Annotated in this window: 27 protein-coding genes; 19 read left to right on the top strand and 8 right to left on the bottom strand. The window is 72.3% G+C overall.

Annotation, left to right across the window (positions count from 1 at the left end):
• Positions 1–553 precede the first annotated feature (553 nt).
• Complete coding sequence (locus TR49_RS37225) at positions 554–1,657, top strand: polyprenyl synthetase family protein (protein WP_042390341.1); 1,104 nt, start codon at positions 554–556, stop codon at positions 1,655–1,657.
• Between the two features lie 57 nt (positions 1,658–1,714).
• Here the strand turns inward: TR49_RS37225 and TR49_RS37220 are convergent, their stop codons facing one another.
• The gene (locus TR49_RS37220) at positions 1,715–1,900 is read right to left on the bottom strand and encodes a hypothetical protein (protein ID WP_042390337.1); all 186 of its coding nucleotides are present in this window, start codon (positions 1,898–1,900) and stop codon (positions 1,715–1,717) included.
• A gap of 455 nt (positions 1,901–2,355) precedes the next feature.
• On the bottom strand, positions 2,356–3,507 hold the full coding sequence (locus TR49_RS37215) for an acyl-CoA dehydrogenase (protein ID WP_439654164.1): 1,152 nt from the start codon (positions 3,505–3,507) through the stop codon (positions 2,356–2,358).
• Between the two features lie 122 nt (positions 3,508–3,629).
• Between TR49_RS37215 and TR49_RS37210 the strand changes: the two genes are divergently transcribed.
• The 3 genes from TR49_RS37210 (at position 3,630) to TR49_RS37200 (ending at position 6,358) form a co-directional block, all read left to right on the top strand.
• Positions 3,630–4,412: a TetR family transcriptional regulator gene (locus TR49_RS37210; RefSeq protein WP_042390336.1), complete on the top strand. Its 783-nt coding sequence runs from the start codon at positions 3,630–3,632 to the stop codon at positions 4,410–4,412.
• Between the two features lie 165 nt (positions 4,413–4,577).
• Positions 4,578–4,964, top strand: coding sequence for a PhlB family protein (locus TR49_RS37205; protein WP_042390334.1), 387 nt, complete (start codon positions 4,578–4,580; stop codon positions 4,962–4,964).
• A 206-nt stretch (positions 4,965–5,170) separates the two neighbouring features.
• Positions 5,171–6,358, top strand: coding sequence for a cation:proton antiporter (locus TR49_RS37200; protein ID WP_042390332.1), 1,188 nt, complete (start codon positions 5,171–5,173; stop codon positions 6,356–6,358).
• Between the two features lie 280 nt (positions 6,359–6,638).
• Here the strand turns inward: TR49_RS37200 and TR49_RS37195 are convergent, their stop codons facing one another.
• Entirely contained in the window at positions 6,639–8,000 is a 1,362-nt protein-coding gene (locus TR49_RS37195) for an aminotransferase-like domain-containing protein (protein ID WP_042390329.1), read from the bottom strand.
• Positions 8,001–8,107: 107 nt separating this feature from the next.
• On the opposite strand from TR49_RS37195, the gene TR49_RS37190 reads away from it, so the two are divergent.
• The 8 genes from TR49_RS37190 to TR49_RS37155 all read left to right on the top strand — a co-directional run bounded on the left by TR49_RS37190 (position 8,108) and on the right by TR49_RS37155 (position 13,315).
• Positions 8,108–8,752: a LysE family translocator gene (locus TR49_RS37190; protein WP_042390326.1), complete on the top strand. Its 645-nt coding sequence runs from the start codon at positions 8,108–8,110 to the stop codon at positions 8,750–8,752.
• 89 nt (positions 8,753–8,841) lie between these two features.
• The gene (locus TR49_RS37185; protein WP_042390324.1) at positions 8,842–9,300 is read left to right on the top strand and encodes a MarR family winged helix-turn-helix transcriptional regulator; all 459 of its coding nucleotides are present in this window, start codon (positions 8,842–8,844) and stop codon (positions 9,298–9,300) included.
• Positions 9,297–10,187, top strand: a complete 891-nt coding sequence (locus tag TR49_RS37180) for an ABC transporter ATP-binding protein (protein ID WP_084725806.1) — start codon at positions 9,297–9,299, stop codon at positions 10,185–10,187. Before TR49_RS37185 ends, TR49_RS37180 begins: the two co-directional genes overlap by 4 nt.
• Positions 10,150–11,106 carry an ABC transporter permease gene (locus tag TR49_RS37175; protein ID WP_042390321.1) on the top strand — a complete coding sequence of 319 codons (957 nt, stop codon included), beginning with the start codon at positions 10,150–10,152 and terminating at the stop codon, positions 11,104–11,106. Before TR49_RS37180 ends, TR49_RS37175 begins: the two co-directional genes overlap by 38 nt.
• Positions 11,107–11,203: 97 nt before the next feature.
• Entirely contained in the window at positions 11,204–11,506 is a 303-nt protein-coding gene (locus TR49_RS37170; protein ID WP_236653705.1) for a hypothetical protein, read from the top strand.
• 2 nt (positions 11,507–11,508) lie between these two features.
• Entirely contained in the window at positions 11,509–12,063 is a 555-nt protein-coding gene (locus TR49_RS37165; RefSeq protein ID WP_042390318.1) for a Clp protease N-terminal domain-containing protein, read from the top strand.
• A gap of 65 nt (positions 12,064–12,128) precedes the next feature.
• Complete coding sequence (locus TR49_RS37160) at positions 12,129–12,842, top strand: alpha/beta hydrolase (RefSeq protein ID WP_063770262.1); 714 nt, start codon at positions 12,129–12,131, stop codon at positions 12,840–12,842.
• Between the two features lie 17 nt (positions 12,843–12,859).
• Complete coding sequence (locus TR49_RS37155; RefSeq protein ID WP_042390316.1) at positions 12,860–13,315, top strand: DUF5990 family protein; 456 nt, start codon at positions 12,860–12,862, stop codon at positions 13,313–13,315.
• Positions 13,316–13,327: 12 nt separating this feature from the next.
• On the opposite strand, the gene TR49_RS37150 is transcribed toward TR49_RS37155, so the two are convergent.
• Positions 13,328–14,860 (bottom strand): UDP-N-acetylglucosamine 1-carboxyvinyltransferase, encoded by a 1,533-nt coding sequence (locus TR49_RS37150; RefSeq protein WP_042390312.1) that lies wholly within the window; start codon positions 14,858–14,860, stop codon positions 13,328–13,330.
• Positions 14,861–15,086: 226 nt separating this feature from the next.
• Here TR49_RS37150 and TR49_RS37145 point away from each other — a divergent pair, with 226 nt between their 5' ends.
• A complete protein-coding gene (locus TR49_RS37145) occupies positions 15,087–15,788 on the top strand; it encodes a DUF6215 domain-containing protein (RefSeq protein ID WP_042390310.1) in 702 nt (233 codons plus the stop codon).
• 79 nt (positions 15,789–15,867) lie between these two features.
• On the opposite strand, the gene TR49_RS40670 is transcribed toward TR49_RS37145, so the two are convergent.
• Complete coding sequence (locus TR49_RS40670) at positions 15,868–18,324, bottom strand: alkaline phosphatase family protein (RefSeq protein ID WP_152627666.1); 2,457 nt, start codon at positions 18,322–18,324, stop codon at positions 15,868–15,870.
• 207 nt (positions 18,325–18,531) lie between these two features.
• Here TR49_RS40670 and TR49_RS37135 point away from each other — a divergent pair, with 207 nt between their 5' ends.
• From TR49_RS37135 to TR49_RS37120, 4 genes are all read left to right on the top strand, one after another.
• Positions 18,532–19,161 carry a TetR/AcrR family transcriptional regulator gene (locus tag TR49_RS37135; protein WP_042390308.1) on the top strand — a complete coding sequence of 210 codons (630 nt, stop codon included), beginning with the start codon at positions 18,532–18,534 and terminating at the stop codon, positions 19,159–19,161.
• Positions 19,162–19,276: 115 nt separating this feature from the next.
• Positions 19,277–20,512, top strand: a complete 1,236-nt coding sequence (locus TR49_RS37130) for an alpha/beta hydrolase (RefSeq protein WP_042390306.1) — start codon at positions 19,277–19,279, stop codon at positions 20,510–20,512.
• Positions 20,512–21,651 (top strand): RICIN domain-containing protein, encoded by a 1,140-nt coding sequence (locus TR49_RS37125; RefSeq protein ID WP_042390304.1) that lies wholly within the window; start codon positions 20,512–20,514, stop codon positions 21,649–21,651. Before TR49_RS37130 ends, TR49_RS37125 begins: the two co-directional genes overlap by 1 nt.
• 158 nt (positions 21,652–21,809) lie before the next feature.
• Positions 21,810–22,925, top strand: a complete 1,116-nt coding sequence (locus TR49_RS37120) for a glycoside hydrolase family 18 protein (RefSeq protein WP_042390301.1) — start codon at positions 21,810–21,812, stop codon at positions 22,923–22,925.
• Positions 22,926–22,980: 55 nt separating this feature from the next.
• Here the strand turns inward: TR49_RS37120 and TR49_RS37115 are convergent, their stop codons facing one another.
• A complete protein-coding gene (locus TR49_RS37115) occupies positions 22,981–23,871 on the bottom strand; it encodes a sigma-70 family RNA polymerase sigma factor (RefSeq protein WP_042390299.1) in 891 nt (296 codons plus the stop codon).
• A gap of 110 nt (positions 23,872–23,981) precedes the next feature.
• Between TR49_RS37115 and TR49_RS37110 the strand changes: the two genes are divergently transcribed.
• Positions 23,982–24,545, top strand: coding sequence for a carboxymuconolactone decarboxylase family protein (locus tag TR49_RS37110; RefSeq protein ID WP_042390298.1), 564 nt, complete (start codon positions 23,982–23,984; stop codon positions 24,543–24,545).
• 13 nt (positions 24,546–24,558) lie between these two features.
• On the opposite strand, the gene TR49_RS37105 is transcribed toward TR49_RS37110, so the two are convergent.
• Positions 24,559–24,936 (bottom strand): hypothetical protein, encoded by a 378-nt coding sequence (locus TR49_RS37105; RefSeq protein ID WP_052434952.1) that lies wholly within the window; start codon positions 24,934–24,936, stop codon positions 24,559–24,561.
• A gap of 114 nt (positions 24,937–25,050) precedes the next feature.
• Here TR49_RS37105 and TR49_RS37100 point away from each other — a divergent pair, with 114 nt between their 5' ends.
• Positions 25,051–25,800, top strand: a complete 750-nt coding sequence (locus tag TR49_RS37100) for a hypothetical protein (RefSeq protein WP_042390295.1) — start codon at positions 25,051–25,053, stop codon at positions 25,798–25,800.
• 322 nt (positions 25,801–26,122) lie between these two features.
• Here TR49_RS37100 and TR49_RS37095 read toward each other — a convergent pair.
• The coding region (locus TR49_RS37095; protein WP_042390293.1) for a C40 family peptidase at positions 26,123–26,436 on the bottom strand (314 nt) is incomplete at its 5' end.

The following is a 26,436-nucleotide window of genomic DNA, read 5'->3' as shown; positions in this document are numbered from 1 at the left end:
GGTTTTGGCGCCCGCTATCTGACGCCGTAGACACCGCACGGTACCGGCAATCCGACCTCACACGAGGCCCGCCCCGCCCGGCGCGGCGGACAGGCCAAATGCACCGGTGATGGACGGTCGGACGGCACTCAGGCGCGTTGAGCCGATGGACAGACGGCTCGGGCACGTCACGTTGGACCTGGCGGAGGGGGGTCGGCCGGGACTCAAGTACGGACGGACCTTGAGGTCGAGGTCCCCGAGCAGGCAGCAGACGAGTCGCCCGACCTCGTCACCACCTGGACATCGCCGAGGCTCTGTGCGAAGCGCGCGCCGCCGACGCACGCGGCCTACTCACCGCCCACACCACCGCCGGCCTGCGCCGCATGGGCTTCGCCCACGACGCGTCCCTGCCGCCCCCTCCGCCCCGGTCGCCTCATGGGACTCGTCCGACCGTGAGAGAGACTACGGTCCTTAGCCGCCAGCGGGTGAGCACTCTCGTCGCCGGAGCCGTCTGACAGGCCTACGGACGAGCGGCGGCAGCGTTCGGCCCGTAGAGGAGTGAAAGGGTGGCCCGGTGGACGACGACACTCTCACCGCGGTCCTGCAGCGCGCGGCCGACCGCCGGCGCCGGTTCAACGACCGCCTCGCGGCCTACTTCGATTCCCTGACCGACGGCGCCAACGGCGCGGGCGGCGCCCTGGAGACCCCCGCGTTCAGCCGGTTCACGGCCCGGGCCCTCGACCTGGTGCGCGAGCTCTCGCTGCGCGGGGGCAAACGCCTGCGCGTGGTCCTGCTGTACGAGGCGGCCGCGCTGGTCACCGACGAACCCGTGGCCGGCCTGGACGAGGCCGCCATCAGCATCGAACTGCTGCACACGCATGGCCTGGTCCACGACGACATCATCGACGACACACCCGCTCGCCGCGGCGGCCCCTCCACCTACTACGCCTACCTGCGCGAGTTCCCGGATCGGCCCGACACCGCCCTCGCCCTTGCCATCCTCGCCGGCGACCTGGCGGCCTTCCTGTCCGTGCGCGTGCTGCTCAACAGCGGCCTGCCTCCCGCTCTCGCACTGGCGATGGCCTCCCTCCACGCGGACGTCGGAGCAACCACGATCACCGGGCAGCTCCTGGACCTGGAACGCGACTCCCACCCCGAGCCCTCGACCGATCTCCTGCACGCGGTCACCGAGTACAAGTCGACGCGCTACTCCGTGCTCGCTCCCCTGAGGCTGGGGCTGCTCGCCGCCGGCGCCGACCCGTCCGAACACGACGGCGAACTACGCCGCTACGCCACCGCGTTGGGCATCGCCAACCAAATCCACGACGACTGGCTGGACCTGTTCGGCGATGCGGAGACTCTCGGCAAGTCCCCCGGGTCCGACATCCGCTCCGGCCGCCGCAGCTATGCCGTCCGCGCCTTGCTGGCCGCCGCGGACGAGAGCGAGCGCAAGCTGCTGGGCGCTGCCTTGGGAGATTCGGACGGCGACGCGGACACGCTCGACCGGATCCGCGGCATCGCGCGGGCGCACGGGATCGACCAATCCCTCCGGGCCGAGGCCGAGCGCCACGCACGGGAGGCGGCGGCCCTAGCCGCCACCTGGCGGGGGCGCTGGCGGCCGGACGCCGTGTCACTGTTCGCGCTCCTGCCGACCTGGACGGTCGCACGCGACCGATAGCGGGGGTGAGGCCGGTGCGGGGCGTCGGTCGGACCGACGTCCTGCGCCGACCGCAGATCACGGTTCCTCCAGCAGTTCGAGGCAGGTCCAGACCAGGGCTGCGGGGACGCCGGCCAAGCCGATCGGCAGGGTGATCGCGGGCAGGACGCCCCGCAGCCCGATCGGGACTCGACCGAGGCCGTGGGGCAGCACGGCCGAGCGGGGCAGGACCGCGACCGGCCACAGGGCCACGGCCCCCAGCACCCGCCGATCAGGAAGAGCACCGGGGCCACCTTGAACGTCGCCGCGATCTGCCCCACCGCAAAGATCTTCGTGCGACCCATGTCGATTCCCATGTCGGAGCAGATCCGGACCAGCCAAAACTCACTCTCCGTGCATGCTGCGGCTCTCGGCTGCCCACCGGCGAACGCGGCGTCAGCAGCCCACGTCGGGAGCTAATACGGCCTGGCGCATCTCTGACGCAACACACGCGCAACAGTCGCGCTCACGGGCCGCGTGGAGCATCGGAGGAAGCCGGGGCAGCCGGACCGCCGCAAGCCGCTGACCTCCGACGACGGCCCGATTCCCATCATCGCCGTCCTAGTCGCACCGCCATGCCCTCGCAGATGTCGGACATCTACGCAGACAGGTGCCCTTCCGGGCTCGGAAGGGCACCTGTTTCGATGGCCCAATGAGGCCGATGACCTGCTCTTTTGTCCCTACGGCAGGTTACGGGCCATGACGATGCGCTGGACCTGGTTGGTGCCCTCGTAGATCTGGGTGATCTTGGCGTCGCGCATCATGCGCTCCAGCGGGTAGTCGCGGGTGTAGCCGTAGCCGCCGAGGAGCTGGACGGCGTCGGTGGTGACCTCCATGGCGACGTCGGAGGCGAAGCACTTGGCCGCGGCGCCGAAGAAGGTGAGGTCGGAGTCGACGCGCTGGGACTTGGCCGCGGCGGCGTAGGTGAGCTGGCGGGCGGCCTCGAGCTTCATGGCCATGTCGGCGAGCATGAACTGGATGCCCTGGAACTCGGCGATCGCCTTGCCGAACTGCTTGCGCTCGTTCACGTAGCCCTTGGCGTAGTCGAGCGCGCCCTGGGCGACACCGAGGGCCTGGGCGGCGATGGTGATGCGGGTGTGGTCGAGGGTCTTCATCGCCGTGGCGAAGCCGGTGCCCTCGGCGCCGATCATGCGGGAGGCCGGGATGCGGACGTTGTCGAAGTAGACCTCGCGGGTCGGCGAGCCCTTGATGCCGAGCTTCTTCTCCGGCGCGCCGAAGGAGACGCCCTCGTCGCCCTTCTCGACCACGAACGCGGAGATGCCCTTGGAGCGCTTCTCGGGGTCGGTGACGGCCATGACCGTGTAGTACTCGGAGACGCCCGCGTTGGTGATCCACCGCTTGACGCCGTTGAGGACGTAGTCGTCGCCGTCGCGCACCGCGCGGGTCTTCATGCCCGCCGCGTCGGAGCCGGCGTCCGGCTCGGAGAGGCAGTAGGAGAACATCGCGTCGCCCTTGGCGAGCGGGGAGAGGTACTGCTTCTTCAGCTCCTCGGAGCCGGAGAGGATCACCGGGAGGGAGCCGAGCTTGTTGACCGCCGGGATCAGCGAGGAGGAGACGCAGACGCGCGCGACCTCCTCGATGACGATCACGGTGGCGAGCGCGTCGGCGCCCGCGCCGCCGTACTCCTCGGGGACGTGGACGGCGTGCAGGTCGGAAGCGACGAGCGCGTCGAGCGCCTCCTGCGGGAAGCGAGCCTGCTCGTCCACCTCGGTGGCGAACGGGGCGATCTTCGCCTCAGCCAGGCCCCGGACCGTCTCCCGGAGCATCTGGTGCTCCTCGGAGATCTGGAACAGGTCGAAATCTGCGCTCACGTTCGCTCCCGAGATCTGTCGGCGCCCCTCGGCACCCGTATGGCACTCAGTACCCTCGATTATGCACACTCAGTGCCATCGTGGGGGAGCTCCGGACCCCGATCTGGTGTTACGTTCTGCACATGGCAGCAGCTGTGAGCACCGGGGACGACGCCAAGCCGACCATGCGGGAGTCGCTGGTCCAGGCCGCGTTCCAGCTCTTTCTGGACCGCGGCTTCGAGCAGACCACGATCGACGACATCGTCTCGCTGGCCGGGGTCGGACGCCGCTCGTTCTTCCGCTACTTCCCTTCCAAGGAGGACGTGGTCTTCCCCGACCACGAGGGCTGCCTGGTCGACATGACCGAGTTCCTGCACACCGCCCCCCTCGACGGCGACCCGGTCGCCCAGGTCTGCGACGCGTCCCGGCTGGTGCTGCGGATGTACGCGGCCGATCCGCTCTTCTCCGTCCAGCGGTACCGGCTGACCCGCCAGGTCCCCGGGCTGCGCGCGCACGAGCTGTCAGTGGTGTGGCGCTACGAGCGCGCCCTCGCGGAGCACCTGCGCGAGCGCGGCGCGGACCGAGCCGACGGCGCGCTGCGCGCGGACGTCGTGTCGGCCGCGGTGGTCGCCGCGCACAACCACGCCCTGCGCACCTGGCTGCGCGCGGGCGGCGAGGGCGACGTGCAGGCGGCGATGGACGAGGCGCTCGGGTACGTCACCCGTGCCTTCTCCCCCGCCCCTCCCCTCAGCGGCGGCTCGGTGGACGCGGCGGCCGGCGATGCCCTCGCGAAGGCGCCGGCGGCACCGATGGACCGCGTGACCCCGGTGGACGGCGAGGACGAGCAGGTCGTGGTGATGCTCGCGCGCAAGGGCACGCCGCTCTGGCAGGTCGTCAGGGACGTCGAGAGCGCCCTCGGGCAGTAGCCAAGGAGGGCCACGGGAGGGCCACGGGAGGGCCACGCACGAGTTCCGTGGTCGCGCCTCGGAGGCGAGGGCACTGAGTGCCTTTACGTGGGGCACTGAGTGCCATAGAGTCGAACCGGCACTGCGCCGCTGAACGACCCCACCACCCCGTTCACTGGAGCCCCCATGCCCGTTTCCACCCTCGTTCCGGTCGCGCCCCTCGCCGCCGCCCCCACGGGCGACGAGGAGACCGCGCCCGTCCTGCGCTACCACCGCTGCGGCTGGTGCGGCTCGGCCACCGGGCGCGCCACGCTCCTCTGCCCGATCTGCGGCTCGTCAGAGCTGCAGGAGCAGGCCAGCACCGGGGCGGGCATCGTGCACCGACTGCTGACACCACGCCACCGCCAGTACACCGACGGCGAGACGATCTGCCTGGTCGTGCTGGAGGAGGGGTTCACCGTGCAGGCGTCCCTCGACGACGCGCTGCCCGGCACCGTCCCCGAGGGCACCCGGGTGCACCTGGCCCCGCCGGCGCCGCACACCCACCTGCCGGTGTTCCGCGCCTGCGCCTGAGCACGGGACCGGCCAGCCGCAGGACCGTCCGACCGCAGGACCGTCCGACCACAGGGACATCTGACCGCAGGCCGTCTGACCGCAGGGCCGCCTGCCACGGGCCCGACCGACCCCTGAGCCGCCTGACCTCGGTACGGCCTGACCGCGCAGCGGCCCGGAGCGCATTACGCTTCCCCGGGCACAGCAGCGGCGAAGGGTGACGGCGCGTGGACTTCTCGACCCTGGCGGTCATCATGCTGGCCGGGATGCTCGGCCCGCTGCTCGCGCTGCGGTCGAGCTGGCGGATCCCGGTCGTCATCGGCGAGCTGGTGGCGGGCGTGCTGCTGGGGCCGACCTTCGCCGGGTACCTGCATGCGGGGGACAAGACCTTCGCCTTCCTCGCCGACATGGGCTTCGCGTTGATCATGTTCGTCGCGGGCGCCCACGTCCCCGTGCGGGACAGGGCGCTGCGCGGCGGACTGGTCAAGGGGACGCTGCGGGCGGTCGCCGTCGCGGCGGTCGGCGTGGTGCCCGCCTTCGCGCTGTCCCGCGGCTTCCACACCGGACACACCGCCCTGTACGCGGTGCTGTTCGCCTCGTCCTCCGCCGCGCTGATCCTGCCGATCATCGACGCGCTGCACCTCGGCGGGCCGTCCGTGCTGGCCCTGTTGCCGCAGATCGCGGTCGCGGACACCGCGTGCATCATCGCGCTGCCGCTGGCCGTCGATCCGGCCCACGCGGCACGCGCCGCGCTCGGCGCGGCGGCGGTGCTGGGCTGCTCGACGCTGCTGTTCCTGGTCCTGCGGCAGGCGGAGCGGCGGGGGTGGCACCGCCGCCTCCACCGGCTCTCGAAGGAGCGCAAGTTCGCAATGGAGCTGCGGATCAGCCTGGCGATCCTGTTCGCGCTGGCCGCGCTGGCGACCCACACCCACGTCTCCATCATGCTGGCGGGATTCTCGTTCGGCCTGGTCGTCGCCGCGATCGGCGAGCCGCGTCGGCTCGCCCGACAGCTCTTCGCACTCGCCGAGGGCTTCCTCGGGCCGCTCTTCTTCGTCTGGCTCGGCGCCTCGCTGGACCTGCGCCAGCTCGGCAGCCACCCCTCAGCGATCCTGCTGGGCCTGCTCCTCGGCGCGGCGACGATCCTCGCTCACGCGTCGATGCGGCTGACCGGCCAGCCCCTCAGCCACGGCGTACTGGCCTCCGCCCAGTTGGGCGTCCCGGTGGCCGCCGCGGCGCTCGGCACCCAGCTCCATCTGCTGCGTCCGGGAGAGTCGGCGGCGCTGCTGCTCGGCGCCCTCGTCTCCATCGCCGCGGCGACGGCTGCCGGCGCCGTCGCCGCCCGCGACGCGCCCCCGTCTCCGCCGCCGACCCCGCCGTCCGCGAGGGCTGGGACCACGCAGCCGGGGCCCGGCTGATCAGGTCTCGGCCCAGCGCAGCGGAACCGACCTCGCACGGCCACCACGCGGCTTCACCCGCCGTCGGACGGACCGTCCGTCGGGGCGCGCAGCGGCCTCACGCCCGCGTTCGCCTTCGCGGCCTCCTCCCCTCCAGTGCGGCCGGCAGCTCCAGACGCGCGGAGAGGCGCGCGACGACGGGTCCGGGCCCGCGTCCAGGCGGCGCTGGGCGGCGTCGACGGCGAGGGTGCTCTTCGAGGTCGTCACCCGGGCAGTGTCCAGGACGACTCGTGACGGAGCGTCACTCGACCTGTTCTTCCGGTGTACTGCGAGCGAGTCGCCCGAGGGTGGTGAGGGTCTCCGCCAGGACGGGGAGCGTCGGCGAGGCGAGACCGAGGCGGACGGCCGCGCGTGGGGTGCGCGAGCCGACGGCGTAGGCCGCGGCGGGGGTGAGGCCGATGCCCGCGCGTGCCGCGGCGGCGACGAAGGTCTCGGCGTGCCACGTCGGCGGCAGCTCCCACCAGCAGTAGTACGAGCCCGGGTCGCCGCGCAGGACCGCGTCCGGCAGCTGCTCGCGCGCGACGCGTTGACGCTCCGTCGCATCGGCGCGCTTGGCCGCGCCGATCGCGGCCACCGTGCCGTCGCCGATCCAGCGGACCGCCGCCTCCAGGGCGAAGCCGCTCGGCAGCAGACTCCCGGCCCGCAGTGACGCGGTGACCTGCTCCCGATAGGTCTCGGGCACGACGGCGACGCCGGTGCTCAGGCCCGGCGCGATGCGCTTGGACAGGCTGTCGACCAGCACGATCCGCTCGGGTGCGAGCGCGGCGAGCGGTGGCAGGTCCGGGCGGAGGAACGCCCAGACGGCGTCCTCGACGGCGGGCAGGTCGAGCCACCGCAGGATCTCGACCAGCCGCTCGCGGCGCTGCGGCGGCATGGTGAGGCCGAGCGGGTTGTGGACGCGGGGCTGGAGGTAGACGGCACGCAGCGGGGCCGTCCGGTGGGCGGCGGCGAGCGCGTCCGGGTCGAGGCCGTCACCGTCGACCGCGATCGGCACCAGGACGATGCCGAGGCGCTGGGCGGTGGCTTTGACCACCGGATACGTCAACTCCTCGACACCGAGCCGCTGTCCGGGCAGGACCAACGCCGCGAGGACGGCGGAGAGCGCCTGGCGGCCATTGCCCGCGAACCGCAGGGCCTCCGGCTCGGGCACCCAATCGCCCGCCGACAGAGCGGAGTTGTCCTGAGCCAGCAAGGCGGCGAAGGCCGCGCGCGCGGCGGGCGTGCCCTCGGCGCGGCTCGGCCGCAGGGCGAGGTCGAGCGCGTCCGGCCGCAGCATCGGGGTCAGCGCGGCGGCGAGCAGCGCCGACTGCCCGGGGACGACGGGGTAGTTGAGCTCCAGGTCGACCCTGGCGTGCGAGGGTTCGCCGAGCGGCAGCCCCGCGCCGGGCAGCCCGGCGGCGGCCCGGACGAAGGTGCCGCGCCCGACCTCGCCGACGACCAGGCCGCGCCGCACCAGTTCCGCATAGACGCGCCCGGCGGTGGAGGCGGCGATGCCGCGGCGGCGCGCGAAGGCGCGCTGCGTCGGCAGACGCTCGCCGGGGCGCAGCCGACCCGCCGCGATGGCGTCCGCCATCTCGTCCGCGAACAGGCGGTAGTCGTCCACCGGCCGGGTCCTTTCGCCGATCAGATCGAGTCATTCCCCAACTTGCACCGAGGGCAATATCAGTATTGCACCGACTGGCGCGGGTCTCTAGCCTCGGACTCATGAATATGATCAGTGCCCACGCGGAACTCGGTCTGGCCGCCGTCGCCCTGGGGATGGTGCTCACCCCCGGGCCGAACATGATCTACCTGGTCTCGCGGTCGATCGTGCAGGGCCGCCGCGCGGGACTGATCTCGCTCATGGGCGTCGGCACCGGCTTCCTGGTCTACCTCGTGGCCGTGACGGCGGGCATCGTCACCGTCTTCACGCTCGTGCCCGTGCTCTACACCGCGATCAAGCTGGCGGGTGCCGCCTATCTGCTCTGGCTTGCCTGGAAGGCGGTCAAGCCGGGCGGAACCGCGGTCTTCGCGCCGCAGCCGCTGCCGCCCGACTCCCCCCGCCGCCTGTACGCCATGGGTTTCCTGACGTGCCTGCTCAACCCGAAGCTGGCCGTCCTCTACGTCTCACTGCTCCCCCAGTTCGTGGACCCGTCGCGCGGCCACGTCGCGGAGCAGTCACTCCTGCTGGGCCTGACGCAGATCGCGATCGCCCTGACGGGCAACGCGCTGATCGCGATGGGGGCCGGAAGCATCGCGTCGTTCTTCTCGCGACGCCCGGCCTGGGTGAAGGTCCAGCGCTACGCCATGGGGACCGTCCTGGCCGGCCTCGCGGTCCACATCGCCGCCGACCGTGCCAAGGCCGTGGCCGCATAGCCGCCCCACAGGGTCCGACTCCCGCTCCTCAGCGATCTTTCCGCTCCGGCCCTCTGGACTATTACCTCTCATTGAGAGGTAATAGAGGGGTGAACACCGACAACCCCGATCCCTCCGCCGAGCTCGCGGAGCTGCTGCCCGCGATCCAGCGGCTGGTGCGGCGGCGACTGCGCTCGGGCCTCGAAGCGCCACGGCTGCGCGGAGCGCAGATCGAGCTGCTGCGCCTGGTCGCGGCCCAGCCCGGCCTGCGCGTCTCCGAGGCGGCGCAGGAGCTGTTCCTCGCCGACAACTCCGTCTCCACGCTGGTCAACCAGCTGACCAAGGCGGGCCTGCTGCGCCGGGAGACGGATCCCAAGGACGGGCGCGCCGCGCGCCTGCACGCCGAGCCCGAGGCGGTCGCCCGCCTGGCCGCCTGGGACGCGCGACGCAGTGCGCTCCTCGCCGACCAACTGGGACGACTGGACGACGCCGACCACCAGGCCCTCGCCGCAGCGCTGCCCGCACTGCGCCGCCTGGCCGAGGGACTGCGCGAGGAGGCCACGTCATGACCACCGCACCCGCAGCGGGCCCCGCCCGTACGGACGCCGCCACCGGCGACGCCGCGGAACCCGCGCTGCGCTGCACCGACCTCACCTACTCCTTCGGCGAGACGCGCGCCGTCGACGGGCTGAACCTGGAGGTCGCCCAGGGCGAGGTCTTCGGGCTGCTCGGCCCCAACGGCGCGGGCAAGACGACGGCGATCCGCGCGATCACCACGCTGCTGCCCGTCCCCACCGGGAAGATCAGCGTCTTCGGCCTGGACTGCGCGCGCAGGCGCATGCAGGTGCGCCGCCTGCTCGGCTACGTCCCGCAGCAACTGTCCGCCGACAGCGGCCTGACCGGCCGTGAGAACGTCGAGCTGTTCGCCCGCGTCTTCGACGTGCCGCGGTCCGAACGCCGCGACCGGGTCGACGAAGCGTTGACGGCCGTCGACCTCACCGAGGCGGCCGGGCGGCTCGCGGGCACCTACTCCGGCGGCATGGTCCGCCGACTGGAGCTGGCCCAGGCCCTGGTCAGCGCGCCGCGTCTGCTGATCCTCGACGAGCCGACCATCGGACTCGACCCGCTGGCCCGCGCCAGCGTCTGGGACTGCATCGCCCAGGTCCGCGCCGGGACCGGCATGACCGTGCTGGTCACCACGCACTACATGGACGAGGCCGACGAGCACTGCCACCGGCTCGCCCTGATGCACCGTGGCCGGATCCAGGCCATGGGTGCGCCGGGCGAGCTGCGCGCCGACCTGGCCGCACAGCTCGGGGCGGACCCGGACCGGGTCAGCCTCGAGGACGTCTTCCGCCACCACGCCGGCGCCGGTCTGACCGGCGCCGACCGACCCGACGAGGGAGGGGATTTCCGCGATGTCCGCCGCACCCGTTCCGCCGCCCGCCTCCGCTGAGGCCGACCCCGCCGAGGCCGGCGCCGCTTCCGGCTCCACCGGTGCCGCAGCTTCCAGCCCCGCAGTCGGCACCGCGACCGGTACCGCCGCGCTGACCGCCGGTCCGCGGCCGGTCGAGCTGCGCCTGCTGCTCAACCCGCCGCCCGCGCGCACGGCCTGGCGGCTGGTGCTCGCGCGCGTCGGGGCGATGTGCACGGTCGAGCTGCAGAAGCTGCGCCACGACCGGACCGAGCTCTACACCCGGGCGATCCAGCCCGCGCTGTGGTTGCTGATCTTCGGCGAGACCTTCACCCGGATCCACGCGATACCCACCGGCGGGATCCCGTACCTCGACTATCTCGCTCCCGGGATCATCGCACAGTCCGCGATGTTCATCGCCATCTTCTACGGCATCATGATCATCTGGGAGCGGGACTCGGGCGTCCTGACCAAACTGCTGGTCACCCCGACGCCCCGGGCCGCCCTCGTCACCGGCAAGGCCTTCGCAGCCGGGGTGAAGTCGGTGATCCAGGCGCTGGTCGTGGTCGTCATCGCAGCGCTGCTCGGCGTCGCGCTGACGTGGAACCCGCTGCGGCTGCTCGGCGTCGCCGCGATCGTCGTGCTCGGGTCCGCCTTCTTCTCCTGCCTGTCCATGACGATCGCCGGGATCGTGCTGACCCGCGACCGCCTGATGGGCATCGGCCAGGCCATCACCATGCCGCTCTTCTTCGGCTCCAACGCGCTCTACCCCGTTGCGGTGATGCCGGGCTGGCTGCAGGCGATCAGCAAGGCCAACCCGCTCAGCTACGAGGTCGACGCGCTGCGCGGCCTGCTGCTGGGCATCCACGCCCACGTGGGCCTGGACTTCGGCGTCCTCGCCTTCTCGGCGGCGCTCGGCGTGACGACGGCCTCGCTGCTGCTGGGCCGGCTGGCGAAGTAACCCGCCTCGGCACCACCCCTTTCCCCGCCCCCGGTGCGCATGGCGCGTGTCAGGATTCCTTGACACGCGCCATGGCTGTCAGGGTACCCTGACAGCCATGGGAGTTCCTGAGGAGTCCACCCCCGAGCCTGCCCGGTCCGCCGCGCCTGCCCGGTCCGCCGAGGACAGGGGAGCGGCCGCCGACCTGCTGGGCCAGGTCACGGCCAGGGACCCGGCCGTCGGGCTGGGCGCGGTCGTCGCGCTGCGCCGGCTGCTGGAGGAGCTGGAACGCCTGCACGTCGACAACGCGCGCGACCAGGGCTGGACCTGGCAGAGCATCGCGTCGGCGCTCCAGGTGAGCCGGCAGTCGGTCCACGAGAAGCATGCGAGCAGGCGCAAGGCCACGGGCAAGGAGAGCTGAGGATGTTCGAGTACTTCACCGGCCGCGCCAAGCGCGCCATCGTCGTCGGCCAGGACGAGGCGATCGCGCTCGGCCACGACTTCATGGGGACCGAGCACCTGCTGCTCGGCCTGGCCGCCGATCCCGAGAGCACGGCCGGGGCGGTGCTCGCCGCCCACGGCGTCTCCCCCGACCGCGCCCGCGAGGCGACCGTCCGTCTGCTCACACAGGCCGGCGTCGCCGCGGCCGGCGGCCGCCCGGCGAGCGACGCGCTCGCGTCGATCGGCATCGACGTCGCCGAGATCCGGCGCCGCGCGGACGAGAGCTTCGGCGCGGGCGCGTTCCAGTTCCCGCGCCCGGCCTACACCCCGCACGCCAAGGCCGCGTTGGAGCAGACGCTGCGCGAGGCGAAGGCGCTCGGCCACGAGCGGTTCGGCACCGAGCACATGCTGCTGGGCATCCTCGCCGCGGGCGCGGACGACGCGGAGCACACGACGGCTCTCGCCGTCCTCACCGAGCTGGACGTGGACGCGGCGTCGCTGCGCCCCGCGGTCCTGGCCCGGATCACCGAGGGCTGACACGGCCCCTGGAGTGGTGCACGTAGGCTCTACGGCACAGCCGCCGAGCCGAGGGAGCCGTCACCGTGCCGCTGATCTGGCGTCACCACCCCGTGCCGCCGACCGTCGGGGTCGTGCTCGTGATGCACGGCGGGGAGGAGCACGGCCTCGAGCCGCCGTCGTGGCTGAACCCGCCGCTGCAGCGGATGCGGCCCTTCGAACGCGCGCTGCTGCGGTCGCCGCTCGGGGAGGGCCTGGGCGTGGCCGAGGTGGAATACCGCTGCCGGGGCTGGAACGGCGAGCGGGCGGACGCGGCCGTGGACGCGGAGGAGGCGCTCGCGGAGCTGGTCCGGGAGGTCGGGTCCGGCGTGCCGGTGGTCCTGCTGGGGCACTCCATGGGCGGCCGCGCCGCCCTGCGCGTCGGCGGGCACGCGTCCGTCGCCGGGGTCGTCGCGCTCGCGCCGTGGTGCCCGCCGGGCGAGCCGGTCGAGCACCTCGCCGACCACCGGGTGCTGGTCATCCACTCCGACCACGACCGGGTGACGTCCCCGGCGGAGTCCCTCGACCTCGCCGCACGCGCCCGGATGACTGGGACGCAGGCGGCCCGCTGCGTCATCCCCGGCAGCGACCACGCGATGGTCCGCCGCGCCCTGACCTGGCACCGCCTCACCACCCTGCTGACCGGCGCCCTCCTCGGCGCCTGGCCCTTCCCCGACCCGGTCGCCAAGTCACTCACCCGCACCGGCTCGGACCTCGACGGCCTCGACCTGCGCCTCCCCCTCTGGGCCGGCCGTCGCTGACGCCCCACACTGGCAGCATGCAGCTGCGCATCGAAGCCCACACCCTCCCTGGCCGCGACTGCGCCCCGGGGCCGGGTTTCCCCGGCGCGGGCGGGATCGAGGTCGCCGTCCAGCGCAAGGACCGACCCACCGAACTGCTCGCCCCGCAGTCTGGCGACGCCCCAACCGCCCGGTGGGCGTTCGACTGCACCTTCACCCCGGAGGGGGAACTGCGTGGCCCCTACGTGCAGAACCGCTTGGGGGGTCGCTTCGTCTACCTCTCCTGGATCGGGCGTCAGCCCCAGGAGCAGAGCGCGCGGATGTTCCGCCGGGCCAAGCTGATGCTGGCGCAGGTCCCGCCGGAGATCCTCGCCGAGGCACGGCAGCGCGGCGCGCTGGTCGGCCGCCTCGGCCTCACCGACGCCAAGGGTCACCCGGTGTGCGGACGGGTGGTGCCCCCGGCGATCGAGTGGACCGCGGCCGAGCCGGCCTGACCGCAGCAGGACTCAGATGTCGCGGAAGGTTTCGATCCGCGCGCCGATCGAGTTGAGGCGTTCGGCGAGGTCCTCGTAGCCGCGGTTGATCACGTAGACGTTGCGCAGCACCGAGGTGCCCTCGGCGGCGAGCATCGCGAGCAGGACGACGACGGCGGGGCGCAGGGCGGGCGGGCACATCATCTCGGAGGCGCGCCAGCGCGTGGTGGGGCCCTGGACGAGGACGCGGTGGGGGTCGAGGAGCTTGACGTTGGCGCCGAGGCGGTTGAGCTCGGTGAGGTAGATCGCGCGGTTGTCGTAGACCCAGTCGTGGATCAGGGTGTCGCCGTGTGCGGCCGCCGCGATCGCGGCGAAGAACGGCACGTTGTCGATGTTGATGCCGGGGAACGGCATCGGGTGGATCTTGTCCGCGGGCGCGGTCAGCTTGGAGGGCCGGACCGTCAGGTCGGTCAGGCGGGTGCGGCCGTTACGGGCCAGGTACTCCTCGCTGCGGTCGTAGTCGAGGCCCATCTCCTCCAGCACGGAGAGCTCGATCTCCAGGAACTCGATCGGCACCCGGCGGATCGTCAGCTCCGAGGAGGTGACCACGGCCGCGGCCAGCAGGCTCATCGCCTCGACCGGGTCCTCGGCGGGGGCGTAGTCGACGTCGCAGTCGATCTTCTCCACGCCGTAGACGGTCAGCGTCGTGGTGCCGATGCCCTCGACCTTGACGCCGAGGCGCTCCAGGTAGAAGCAGAGGTCCTGGACCATGTAGTTCGGGCTGGCGTTGCGGATGACCGTGACGCCGGGGTGCCGGGCGGCGGCCAGCAGCACGTTCTCGGTGACGGTGTCCCCGCGCTCGGTCAGCACGATGGCGCGGCCGGGCGCGACACCGGGCTCGACGTCGGCGTGGTAGTGGCCGTCGGTCGCGTTGACGCGCAGGCCGAACTGGCGCAGCGCGGCCAGGTGCGGGCCGACGGTCCGGGTGCCGAGGTCGCAGCCGCCCGCGTAGGGGAGCTTGAAGTGCGACTCCAGGTGCATCAGCGGGCCGAGCAGCATCAGCACGCTGCGCGTGCGGCGCGCGGCGTCGGCGTCCATGGCGTCGAGGTCGAGCCGGGCCGGCGGGGTGAGCTCGAGGTCGTTGCCGTTGTTGATCCAGCGGGCCTTGACGCCGATGCTGGTCAGGACCTCGAGGATGCGGTAGATCTCCTCGATGCGCGCGACCTGGCGCAGCGTCGTGCGACCGGTGGTGAGCAGCGACGCGCACAGCAGGGCGACGCCCGCGTTCTTGCTGCTGCGCACGTCGATCGCGCCGGTGAGGCGCCGCCCGCCGGTGACCCGCAGGTGCATCGGACCGGCGTACCCGAGGGAGACGATCTCGCTGTCGAGCGCCTCACCGATTCGGGCGATCATCTCAAGGCTGAGATTCTGCTGACCGCGCTCCATCCGGTTCACGGCACTCTGACTGGTGGTCAGCGCCTCCGCCAGCTCGGCCTGAGTCAGGCCCTTGTGCTGCCGGGCGGTGCGGATGAGCTTGCCGATGCGTACGAGGTAGTCGTCAGTCACACGGCTCACACTATCTCAGATCTGAGATTTCAAGCACGGGCGACTGGGCCATCAGAGGGACCTGGCCGGGCGTACACGAACCCAGAACGGTACGTACTCTGACGACCTCTCATGGCACCCGGGCTCGCGCCTCCCCTCGCACCTCCCCTCGACCCCTCCCCCGGGTGGGCTAAGATCACGCCGCCCGCACGCCGTGCGGACAGCTGTGACCAGGGGGGATGAGCGCATGGCCGTGGAGTCGGTCGACGAGTCGGTCGAGGGTGGGGAGAGACCCGAGAAGAGTGTCAACGTGGGGCTTCAGGTGGCGGCGGCGCTGGGACTGGTCGCGGTCGCGCTCGGAGCGATGTGGGGGCTCGGCACGTTCCGCAAGCCGGCCGACGGTGCGGACGCGGGGAACCCGGCGAGGTGCCAGGCGCGCAAGCCGTCCGACGCGGCCGAGTACCCGGCCCTGTGCGCCGCCCTCAACCGGCCGGACCTGCCGGTACTGCTCGGCGCGCCGGGCGAGCACGTCATGCTCGCACAGTCCGCGGGGAGCACGTTCACCTATCCGGACGGGTCGAAGGAGAGCGACGCCGCGGCGGAGGTGCAGCTCGGCACCTACAACGTGCGGCTGACCGACAACCAGGACGTCTCGGTCGAGGCGCTCGCGGCCGTCACGGACTCGGTCCAGCCGACCACGGTGCTCGGCCATGCGGCCCTGACGTACTCGGACCACACGATGGAGATCACCTTCGGCGGCGGCCAGACCGGCAGCGGCACCGGGGGCATCGCCCGGCACCTGGTCGTCGCGAAGTCGGCCAAGGACGGCGGCGGCAGCTTCGAGCTCGCGGTCTGGCGCCAGGACGGCACGACGCCGGATGCCGCCTCCCTGCTCCGGATCGCCCAGCAGGTGCTGCCCGAGGCCCCGGGCTGGGTCGCGGGAGTGTGAGCGCGAGCCGCCAGGGGGCGGCGCCCGGCCCGAAGGCCGGTCGCCGCCCCCTGGGACGAGCGGGATCGGACGAGCGGGATCAGCTGCCGAACGTCATGCCGAGGTCGTCGACGTAGCCGTCGTCGTCGGTGCCCGCCGACCGGGTGAAGGAGACGGTGAACCTGACCGAGGTGGTGCCCTGCGGGACGGTGCCGGTGGCCTGCTCCAGGAGCAGCTCCGTCTGGTTGCTGCGCTGCGCCGCAGTGACGGGGGCCAGCGTGGCGGTGCCGAGGGAGGCGCCGGAGGCGCTCAGGAAGGTCGCCACGACACCGGCCTTGTCACCCTGCGTGCTGTAGCCGCCGATCCAGCCGGACAGGTCGTAGGGCAGGGTGCCGGTCGCGATCCGGGTGGCCTGGCTGCTGACGTCGACCGTCTGCGTCATCTGCGAGGACGCGTAGGGGCCGCCGTCGAAGAACGCGTTGCCCGGCGTGGCCGGGGCCTTCGGACCCTGGGCCGTGGTCGGGTAGGAGGGCGCGCCGTAGCAGACCTGCTGCGGCAGGTTGGAGGTGGCGGTCCAGCCCTGCGCCGGGTAGCCGCCCGTCCCGCTGCCGCAGGAGCCGGTCTCCGCGCCGGGGTTGGCGATCGGCAGCTGGAAGGCGGTGCCGGAGGCGCCGACGGTCCAGGTGAAGCCGGCGGAGCCGGACGCGCCGGTGCCGTCGGTCGCGGTCGCGGTCACCTGGTAGGCGCCGGCCGTGGTGGGCGTGCCGGTGATCACGCCGGAGCTGCTGACGGACAGTCCGGCGGGAAGCCCGGTCGCGGTCCAGCTGAGCGTCTGCCCGGAGGCCGAGTCGCTCCCGGCAAGCTGGAGCGGGGAGATCGCGGTGCCCGCGGTCGCGGTCTGGCCGCCGGGGTTGGTGACCGTCACCGTGTTGCCGCCGGACTGGGCGCCGGTGAAGACCTCGTTGTACGGGGTGGCCCACTTGTCGTTGTTGGTCATGCTCGGCAGGCCGAGCGCACCCTCGATGACGCGGGCGGTGCTGTAGTGGTCGTAGCGTGTGGCGTCCTGGTAGCCGGCCTTCACCGTGCCCTGCGAGCCGATCACGATCGTGGCGACCTGGTTGCTCTGGCCGGGGCCGAAGCCGCCGGGCCCGCCGCTGCCGTCCTCGTCCCAGGTGAGGACGAGCAGGGACTTCTGCTGGGTCCAGGCCGGGGATCCGAACAGGGTCGGCAGCGTCTGGCTGAGCCAGGTGTCACCGGCGGCGATGCCGCAGCCCTCCATGTCGTTGCAGGAGTCGGCGTCGGCCCAGACGAAGGCCGGGGTGGTGGAGGTCGACTTGAGGTCGGTGTTCAGCAGTTGCGGCAGCGGCTGCCAGTGCGCCTGGCAGTAGGCGTTGTCGCTCTGCATCTTGGGGTCGTAGTAGAACGGGACGTCGTCGGACTCGTAGTTGCCGCTGTTGCTCGTCTGGCAGTTGCTGGTCTGGCTCTGGACGTACTGCTTCCAGCTCTTGCCGGCCGCGTCGAGGTTGTCGTTCAGGCCGTTGTTGGTCGCCGCGCAGGCGGTGTTGGTGATGCAGTCGGCGCCGGGGTTGCTGTTGTTGCTGCGCCCGTAGGAGTTGCCGAACGCGATGGCCTCGTAGTTCGGGTCGGAACTGTGCGTGTTGGCGTGGTAGTCGGTGAGCAGCGAGCCCATCGGCACCAGCGTGTTGTTGATGTAGGGCGCGCTGGAGTTGCCGATGATGCCCGCGCCGCCGTCGGCGGTGTTGGAGGACGCGGAGTAGTTGTTGTTCTCCATCATCACGACGAAGACGTGGTCGTACCCGGGCACGGTCGACGCGGGCACGGTCAGCGTCGGCGCGGTGGTCGGCGTGTCCAGGGTGAGCGACAGGTCGTCGGCCATGCCGTCGTTCTGGGTGCCGGTCATGGTGAAGTCGACCGTGGTGAGGATGGACCGGGTGCCGACGGGCACGGCCGCGGTGGTGCTGCGCTGCAGGAACTCGGTGGTGCTGCTGCGGTCGGCGGCGAGCACCGGGCCGATCGTGGCGGTGCCGAGCGAGGCGCCGGAGGCGTTGCGGTAGGTGACGGTGACCGCGGCGGCGTCGTTGTATCCGTTGACGCCGCCGAGCCAGGCGGAGAGGGTCGCGTGCACGCCGCCCGCGTCGATCGCGGTGGCGGCCGAGGAGACGTCGGTGGCCTGCGTCATCTCGGAGGAGCCGCGCGAGCCGCCCTGGAAGTAGGCGGTGCCCTTGGTCGGCGAGCCGGGCGTGGTGGTGTTCGCGCCGTTGGTGGCGTTGTAGCAGTTGATCACCGGGTCGCCGGAGGTGATCTGCCAGCCGGGCACGGTGGTCTCCTCCCACCCGCCCGGACTGCACTGCGAGGTCTCGGCGTTGCCGTTGAGGAGCAGGTTCGCGCTCTGGGTGGCGGCCGACGCGGACTGGGCGGGCGCGGCCAGCACCGGCGCGACCGCTGCGGCCAGCGCGGTCAGTGCGGCGGCGGCGAGGGCCACGGGACGGGCGGTGCGTCGTGCGGGGGTGGGCGACGGCGGGGCGGATCGACTCATCGCGGGCGTCCTTCTGCGGGAGGGGGTGCGCATGACGGGGCTCACTATTGGGCTAGCCCAATGCTCGGGCACTCGATTCTGACTCCGCGGGTGAGCCGGAACAGGTCCGCCGGTTGCACAGTCGGCGTCCGGCAGGGAAACGCGCGGAACGGCGGCCCGCCGCTCCGTTGACTACTCGCCAGGTGTCGGGGGCTGTAGGTTTCCGCCGTGGATTCGGAGAGCGTGCCCACCCTGCCGCGGGGGCATCACCGGCTGAGCCGGGACGAGGTCAGCTCGGCGCAGCGCGCCCGGATGCTCGCGGGCATGGTGGAGGTGGTGGCGGAGCAGGGCTACGGCGCGGCGACCGTCGGCGCCGTGCTCAAGCGGGCCCGGATCTCCCGTCAGACCTTTTACGAGCACTTCGCCAACAAGGAGGAGTGCTTTCTGGCGGCGTTCGACGCGTCCGCGGACCGGTTCGTCGCGAGAATCGAGGAGGCGCTCGGCTCGCCGGACGACCCCGTGACGGCCCGGCTGGACCGGGTGATGGACGCCTATCTGGGAACCCTGGCCGCGTCGCCCGCCTCGGCGCGGGTGTTCCTCATCGAGGTCTACGGCGCGGGCTACGCGGCGGTGTCGCGCCGGATGGAGCGTCAGGAGCGGTTCGCCATGCTGGTCGCCGACGCGATCCGGGCCGGCGGGCGGTGGCGGTCCGGCCTGGACCCGGGCTTCATCGGCCGCTCGGTGATCGGCGCGGTGAGCGCCCTGGTGTCCGCGCGCATCGAGGTCGGCGACGTGGCCGGACTGGCCGAACTGCGGGGATCGATCAGCGAGTTGGTGCGAGCGCTGCTGGAGTCCTGACTGCTCGGACGCGGCGCGCGCTTTATGAACACCGATGTTCTCTGATCCATGTACATCAGCGTTCACAGAAGCTAGTCTCGGTCCCCGGCAACTCCATCGACCGCGAGGACACCTGATGCGATCGCTCCTGCCCGCCCGCCGCCGCACAGCACGGGCGTTATCGGCCGCCGCCGCGCTCACCGCACTGGCGGCGCTGACCCTGCAAGCCGCACCCGCCGCCGACGCCGACGCGTCCGGCCCGCCCGCGCTGACCAACGGCTTCGGGCTGACCCAGGTCGACGACCCGTCCCTGCACGACCCGGGCGTTCCCGCAGGCAGCGCCACCGACTTCACGATCACGGTGACGACGCCCGACGTCGCCAACGACCCGGGCACGGTGGGACACCACATCCGGATCGTGCTGCCCGCCGACTACTACAGCGCCCCGACCAAGCGCTACCCGGTCCTGTACCTGCTCCACGGCTCTCCTGGCGACCCGTGCGACTACTTCGGCGCGGCCGGCTTCCCGCAGTTCAACGCGGTCAAGAACACCTCGGACATGATCATCGTCATGCCTGACGGGGGCGCCCGCGGCTGGTACTCGAACTGGCGGGACCAGGGCACCGCGGCCGGAGCCCAGCGCTGGGAGGACTTCGAGGTGGACCAGGTGATCCCGTTCGTCGACGCCAACCTGCGCACGCGGGCCGACAAGCAGGACCGCGCCATCGCGGGCATCTCCATGGGCGGCTTCGGCGCCCTGCACCTCGCCCAGCTCCACCCCGACCTGTTCAGCCAGGTCGCCTCCCTCTCGGGCGACGACGACCTGTCGGGGAACGAGATGGTCCTGCGCGAGGTCGTCATCGCCTCGCTCATCGACGCCCAGGGAGCACTTCCGGTCGTCAGCAGCGGCATCCTTCCCGGCAGCGAGCTGTGGAGCGCCTGCCGTCCGGTCAGCGACCCTTACCAGCCGGCCGTCAGCAGCGACGCGCTGTTCGGCTCGCCGTACCCGTTCTCGCTCACCCCGCCGTACAACGACTCGCTGTGGAACGCCGCGGACCCGGCCCAGCACGCCTCGGCCTTCGCGGGCATGAACGTCTCCCTCTACACCGGCAACGGCAACGGGCCGGGCGGGGACCTCAGGGAGTGGTGGCTGGAGAGCTCGTCCCAGCACCTCGCCAGCGCGCTGACCAGCGCCGGCCAGACGCCGTACTTCGTCGACTACGGCAACGGCGCCGGCTGGGGGAAGTGCGACGGCGGCCACGACGTGAGCTGCTGGGACCAGGACCTGGCCGACCTGCTCCCGCGCCTGCAGCGGAGCTTCGCGACCGCCGACGGCACCGGAGCGGGACAGTCCTCGGAGGGAGCACGCTGATGGCGCGCATCGCCGCGAACCCCACGCCGTCCGCGTCCGTGGGCAGGCTGATCGCCGCCGCACTGGCGGCGTGCTGCGTCGTGCTCGGGATCGTGTCGGGCCCCGCCGCCGCGGCGTCCGCCAAGCCGGGCGACGCCTCGACGCTGAGCGGGCTGACCATCACCTCGGTCAGCAACGGCTACGACCTGGACGACCAGAACGGCACCCCGGGCGCCGGTTCCATCATCGTCACCGACACGTCGCCCGGCTACGACGAGTCCTGGCACATCGGCGTCCCGGCCGCCGACTCCTCGTTCACGATCGTCGACGACGGCACCGGCCTGTGCATCGACGCCGGCCTGCCGCTGCGTCAGCAGCCCTGCGACGGGCGCGCGAGCGAGAACTGGTACTTCCAGCCGGTCGCCGGATCGTCGCAGAACGCCTTCATGATCCGCCAGCAGGGCACCTCCAACTGCCTGGATCTGCTGATGGGCGCCTGGTACAGCGACGCCTGGACCGACAGCTACGGCTGCAACGGGACCGCGGCCCAGCAGTGGACGCTCCCCGCCGCCGCGCACCAGGCGGCGTGGAACCTGGCTCTCGACCACGCCACCACCGCGTGCGAGAACGCCCCGTCGACCTGCTCGTGGACGACGGCGAGCCAGGCCCCGGCCGCGCCGCTGTCCAAGCAGTGCGTCTCGCCGGTCTGGTACAACAACACCTCCGCTCCGATCACCTGGGCCTTCCAGATCAACAACACCACGGGCTGGTCGGACACCATCGGCGGCTCCATGGGCGTGGAGCTCGATCCGGGCGGCAGCCTGGAGGGCGACGGCGGCGGCCCCGCCCCCGTCCCCGGCGGCAAGGGCACGCTCACGCTGCAGGGCAAGGTCACGGCATCCGTCAACGGCTCCGTCACCAACAGCATCAGCCAGACACTGGGCAACACGGTCACCATGCCGGTCCCGGCCGGCGACTACGGCTGGGTCGCACTGTCGGAGCTGGCGACACAGGTCACCGGCGACTGGACCTTCGACGCCCAGGGCTTCCCGTGGACCGCCCCCGACAGCATCACCGTGCCGCTCACCACGGACGCCGCCGGCGGATCCAGCATCTACGTCGCCGAGACCAACCCGACGTTCACCTCGTGCGCCGCCTGACCCGCGCTGCGCCCTGAGGCGTGCAGCGTGCAGCGTGCAGCGAACGGACCGATCCGGCCCCACAGGGGTGGGCCGGATTGGTCCGTACCATTGACAGGTCGTCAGCGGATCACCACCCTTGGGGCGACCTGTCGAGCCCTCTTCGCCGGGAGGCGTTGATGCGCAAGCACGTTGGCAGAACCCCCACCCTGTTCGCCGCCGGAACCCTCGCCCTCGTGGCCGCCGCCCTCGGCGGCGCCGCGCCGGGGAAGGCCGCGGCCGCCACGGCCGCCACCGACCCGATCCAGGTCTACGGCGCCTGGCACTGCTCCGACGACGCCTGCACCTGGGCGACGGTCCGCGACATGACGGACTTCGACCAGAAGAACCACTGGCTGATCGACCGGGGCGACGGCCACCCCTCCGTCAACCTCGTGGTGCTGAGCTTCGTCAACCCGCTGCGACTGCTCGACCAGACCACCGACTCCGGCGACACGGACGGCGTCCCCAACGGCATGACCCAGGCGGTCGTCGACTACTTCACCAGCCACGGGATCCGCGTGATGCTCGCGATCGGTGGCATCACCTACGTGGGGGACTGGGACTCCGCCCTCGCGCAGAACCCCACCCTGCTCGGGCAGAAGGCCGCCGCGCTCGCGACGCGGCTCGGCGTGGGCATCGAGATCGACTACGAGAACTCCTCCAGCCCGAACCTGGCGGGCCTTCAGTCCTTCGTCTCCGCCTACCGCGCGGCCCACCCCTACGACGCCACCGGCGCGGACCCGACCGCACGTCTCACCATCGACCTCGCCGCGGGCGACCGCTGGCTCGTCGGCCTGACCCAGTACGCGACCGCCAACTGGCTCATCACCGGCAACCCCGTGCTCGACTACGCCAACGCGATGGTGCCGAACAAGCAGCCGAACGCGTCGACGGCGGAGTCCAACTGGCAGGAGCACCTCTCCGGCAAGCCGACCTACAGCCCGCCGATCCCGCCGCTGGCCCCGGCGAAGTTCACCGGCAGCCTCTACATCGCCGAGGGCTCCTCGGTCCGGCCCGAGTGCACGAACTTCTCGACGTCGGTGCAGAACACCACGGGCTCGTGGGCCCAGAGCGCGGCCCCCGCCGGGGCGGGCACCACGCCCGGCATGCTCGGCTACATGTTCTGGGCGGCGGAGACGCCCTCGACCAAGGGCGTCACCACCGACCCTCCCAACAGCTGCCAGGGCGGCGTCGGCGTCGGGTCCTCCAGCTACGGCGTCCCGGTGCCGATGCCGCCGCTGCGCCAGAACTGACCGCCGCGCCAGATCTGACGGCTACGCCGGAACCCGATCCGGGACCGACCCCGCGTCAGGACAGCACCGGCGTCGCGAGTTCGCGGACCCGGTCCGGGTCGCCGTAGATGTCGAGGGCCGTGATGAGGCCGTCGACGACGGTGAACGCCATGATGGTGGTGGGCCGCCCGTCACGCACGACCAGCGCGGCGGCGGCGCCGTTGACCAGCACCGGCCGCAGCTCGGCCGCCGGGACGTAGCCGATCTTCGCGTTCTGGGCGACCGTCCGGGCGCCGCGCACCAGCGCGGGCCGGGGCAGTTTGATCGCCCCGAAGTCGGCCCGGGCCACGACGTCCGGGTGCAGCACCGACACCAGCGCGTCGAGGTCCCCCTCGCGTGCCGCGGCGAAGAAGGCGTCGACCACCGCGCGCTGCCGGGCGACGTCCCGCTGCTGCTCGGGGATCCGGGCCGTCGACACGCGCTTGCGCGCCCGGCTCGCGAGCTGGCGGGTCGCCGCGTCCTCGCGCTCCAGGACGGCGGCGATCTCCGGGAAGGGCACCTCGAACATGTCGTGCAGCACGAACGCCAGCCGCTCGTCCGGCGAGAGCGTGTCGAGGACGATCTGCAGGGCCAGGCCGACGTCGTCGGCGAGCAGCGCGGCATCCTCCGGGGTGGGCGGCCCGTCCTCGGCGACCACGGGGTCGGGCAGGCTCCCGTCCCACGGCTCCTCGGCGCGGGTGCGGCGGCTGCGCAGCGCGTTCAGGCAGACCCGGCCGACGATCGTCGTCAGCCACCCTGCCGGGTTCTCGATCTCGGCGGCACGCACGTCCGCCCGGCTGATCCGCAGCCAGGCGTCCTGCAACGCGTCCTCCGCGTCGGCGAAGGACCCGAGCATCCGGTAGGCCACCGCCCGCAACCGGGGCCGGTGCTCCTCGAACCGCTCCGCGAACCACTTCTCGTCGTCCATCGGGCCCAGTCTGGCACGGGACCGAACGTGTGCGTCACACCGGCGGGGTGCGACGTGTCATAGCAGTGACCGGTGCCGTACTCCCTCGTCCGAAAGGCAGGCGATCTTCCATGTCGACGCCGTTCCTGTCCCCGATCGAGAAGCCGCGCGGCCTCGCGCTGCGCCTGGTGTTCGCCGTCTGCCGCCGCCAGTTCGGCAAGGTCCCGACGCCGTTCGCGGTCTTCAGCGCACGGATGCCGTTCGCCTTCCTCGGCTTCTACACGAAGATCAGCCGACTCGACCGCAGGCTCACCCTCCCCGCCGAGACCGTGGTGCTGGTCCGCGAGACGGTCGCCGGCGCCAACGGCTGCCTGTTCTGCCAGGACGTGACGCGCTGGTACGCGCTGCGCAAGGGCGTCGTCAGCACGCAGCGCCTGGACGCCCTGCCCGAGTACCGCACCAGCGGGCTGTTCAGCGAGGCCGAGCGCGCCGCGCTGGACTACGTGCGTGAGGTGGCCGAGGACCGGCACGTTCGCCCGGAGACGTTCGCGCGGCTGGCCCGGCACTACGGCGAGCGTCAGATCTGCGACCTGGTCTGGCTGGTCGCCAGCGAGCACGTCTACAACATCAGCAACCACGCGTTGAACATCGGCTCCGACGGCTTCTGCGAACTGCGCCCGGTGTCGGTGGCCTAGTCGTTCGCTCGGGTCAGTCGTCGGGCCCGGCCAGGACGCGGACGGCGAAGGGGCGCAGGCTGTCGTCGCCGTGCTCGGCGGCGTAGCCGAGGGCGGCGAGCGTGCGGACGAGCGCCTCGGCCATGACCACGCGGACCGAGAGGGCGTCCGGCCCGTCCGGGCCGACGGACGGGTGGGTTCTCCAGTGGAGCCAGACGCCGCCGACGGCGTCGTCGAAGGCGTCGACCTCCACCTCGACCCCGGCCAGCGAGGACGGGGTCACCTCGTAGGGCTTGGCGTTCAGCCCCGCCGCCAGCAGGTCGCGCTCCACGTGGGCGGCCAGCCGCAGCAGTGCCGCTGCGGCGGGCGGGTCCAGCCGCCGCGGTCCGGGCGCGGGGTCCGAAGGATCCATGGCAGCCAGCGTAGAGAAGCCTCACGCGTCTCCGGGGCCACTCGGGGCATGATCGGAGAAGGTCGCATATGCCCCCTGCCCGGGCCGAGCCCGGGGCCGAGCCCGAGGAGAGCCGTGGAGATCCGCTACAGCTGTGAGCCGAGCCCGGACACGGCGGCGAACGAGGACTTCGTCCTCGCCGGACCGAACTTCGCGCTCGTCCTTGACGGCGCGACCCCCAGCGGCCTGCCCACCGGCTGCGTCCACGATGTCCCGTGGTTCGTCGCACGCCTGGCCGGCCAGCTCGCGGCGTTCCTGCTCGCGCACCCGGACGAGCCGCTGCAGGAGGTGCTGCGGCAGGCGATCCTGCGCACCCGCGACCTGCACCCCCAGTGCGACCACGGCAATCCCGAGAGCCCGTCGAGCACCGTCGCGCTGCTGCGCGCGGACCCGGTCGCCGACCGCCTCGACTGCCTGGTCCTCGCCGACTCCCCTGCGGTCGTCCGCACCGTCGACGGCCATCTCGACCTCGTCGCGGACGACCGCATCGACCATCTCCCGGCCTACGACCGGGACTCCGTCAGCGCCCTGCGCAACACCCCCGGCGGCTTCTGGGTCGCCTCGGCCCGCCCCGACGCGGCGGAGCACGCCGTCCTCGCGTCCTTCCCGCTCGCCCACATCCGCGACGCCGCCGCACTCTCCGACGGTGTCACCCGCCTCGTCGACCGCTTCGGCTGGACCTGGACCGAGCTCCTCGACGCCCTCGCCACCGACGGCCCCTCCCACCTCGTGGACGCCGTCCGCAAGGCCGAACTCGCCCTCCCGGACAGCGCCTTCCGCGGCAAGCGCCACGACGACGCGTCAGCTCTGCACTGGAGGCTCTAGGCGACGGACGCGTGCACCGCCGCGCGTCACGCCGGTTCCCGGCCGGACCGCTTGAGCAATTGCCGGTGGGCCGCCTTGACGGTGCAGTGGCTGACGACCGTGCCCTGCTCCCTCGACAGGCCGGCCGAGGAGGGTGTCGCGCGTCCAGGTCGGCGAGTCAGGCGCGGGCCTCATGGTTCCCGAGTCCCGCCAGGGACGGAGCGTCAGGGCCGGTGCGGTCGGGGCCGGTTCCACGGTCACGGTCATCGGCGCGGTCATGCGGAGGGCCCCTGGCCGTCGGTCGATCCACCGGGCAGGGGCCCTCGTGACTGGGCTCTGCGGCTCAGATGTGGCGCATCATGTAGATGGAGCCGATCGTCGAGATGGACTCGAAGCGGACGACGGCGCCCGTGTGCGGGGCGTGCAGGACGATGCCGTTGCCGGCGTACATGCCCACGTGCTCGCCGCTGTTGAAGAAGACGAGGTCGCCGACGCGCAGGTCGGAGACGGAGGCGACGGGCGAGCCGTCGCCCATCTGGGCGTAGGTGTCGCGGCCGAGCTGGTAGCCGGCCTGCTCGTAGGCCCACATCATGAAGCCGGAGCAGTCGAACTCGCTCGGACCGGTCGAGCCCCAGTGGTAGGGGGAGCCGATCTTGG

This window comes from Streptacidiphilus melanogenes, assembly GCF_000787835.1.
Classification (GTDB): Bacteria; Actinomycetota; Actinomycetes; order Streptomycetales; family Streptomycetaceae; genus Streptacidiphilus; species Streptacidiphilus melanogenes.
The sequence above is the reverse complement of the archived record's forward strand: the minus strand, read 5'-3'. Positions and strand labels throughout refer to the sequence as shown.

What these genes read in the sequence shown, in the direction of transcription:
- TR49_RS37155 (WP_042390316.1), top strand. Translation starts at nt 12,860, where the DNA reads ATGCAGCTGCGCATCGAAGCCCACACCCTCCCTGGCCGCGACTGCGCC.
- TR49_RS37165 (WP_042390318.1), top strand. Translation starts at nt 11,509, where the DNA reads ATGTTCGAGTACTTCACCGGCCGCGCCAAGCGCGCCATCGTCGTCGGC.
- TR49_RS37190 (WP_042390326.1), top strand. Translation starts at nt 8,108, where the DNA reads ATGATCAGTGCCCACGCGGAACTCGGTCTGGCCGCCGTCGCCCTGGGG.
- TR49_RS37105 (WP_052434952.1), bottom strand. Translation starts at nt 24,936, where the DNA reads ATGGATCCTTCGGACCCCGCGCCCGGACCGCGGCGGCTGGACCCGCCC.
- TR49_RS37180 (WP_084725806.1), top strand. Translation starts at nt 9,297, where the DNA reads ATGACCACCGCACCCGCAGCGGGCCCCGCCCGTACGGACGCCGCCACC.
- TR49_RS37175 (WP_042390321.1), top strand. Translation starts at nt 10,150, where the DNA reads ATGTCCGCCGCACCCGTTCCGCCGCCCGCCTCCGCTGAGGCCGACCCC.
- TR49_RS37145 (WP_042390310.1), top strand. Translation starts at nt 15,087, where the DNA reads ATGGCCGTGGAGTCGGTCGACGAGTCGGTCGAGGGTGGGGAGAGACCC.
- TR49_RS37210 (WP_042390336.1), top strand. Translation starts at nt 3,630, where the DNA reads ATGGCAGCAGCTGTGAGCACCGGGGACGACGCCAAGCCGACCATGCGG.
- TR49_RS37120 (WP_042390301.1), top strand. Translation starts at nt 21,810, where the DNA reads ATGCGCAAGCACGTTGGCAGAACCCCCACCCTGTTCGCCGCCGGAACC.
- TR49_RS40670 (WP_152627666.1), bottom strand. Translation starts at nt 18,324, where the DNA reads ATGAGTCGATCCGCCCCGCCGTCGCCCACCCCCGCACGACGCACCGCC.
- TR49_RS37110 (WP_042390298.1), top strand. Translation starts at nt 23,982, where the DNA reads ATGTCGACGCCGTTCCTGTCCCCGATCGAGAAGCCGCGCGGCCTCGCG.
- TR49_RS37170 (WP_236653705.1), top strand. Translation starts at nt 11,204, where the DNA reads ATGGGAGTTCCTGAGGAGTCCACCCCCGAGCCTGCCCGGTCCGCCGCG.
- TR49_RS37125 (WP_042390304.1), top strand. Translation starts at nt 20,512, where the DNA reads ATGGCGCGCATCGCCGCGAACCCCACGCCGTCCGCGTCCGTGGGCAGG.
- TR49_RS37205 (WP_042390334.1), top strand. Translation starts at nt 4,578, where the DNA reads ATGCCCGTTTCCACCCTCGTTCCGGTCGCGCCCCTCGCCGCCGCCCCC.
- TR49_RS37115 (WP_042390299.1), bottom strand. Translation starts at nt 23,871, where the DNA reads ATGGACGACGAGAAGTGGTTCGCGGAGCGGTTCGAGGAGCACCGGCCC.
- TR49_RS37130 (WP_042390306.1), top strand. Translation starts at nt 19,277, where the DNA reads ATGCGATCGCTCCTGCCCGCCCGCCGCCGCACAGCACGGGCGTTATCG.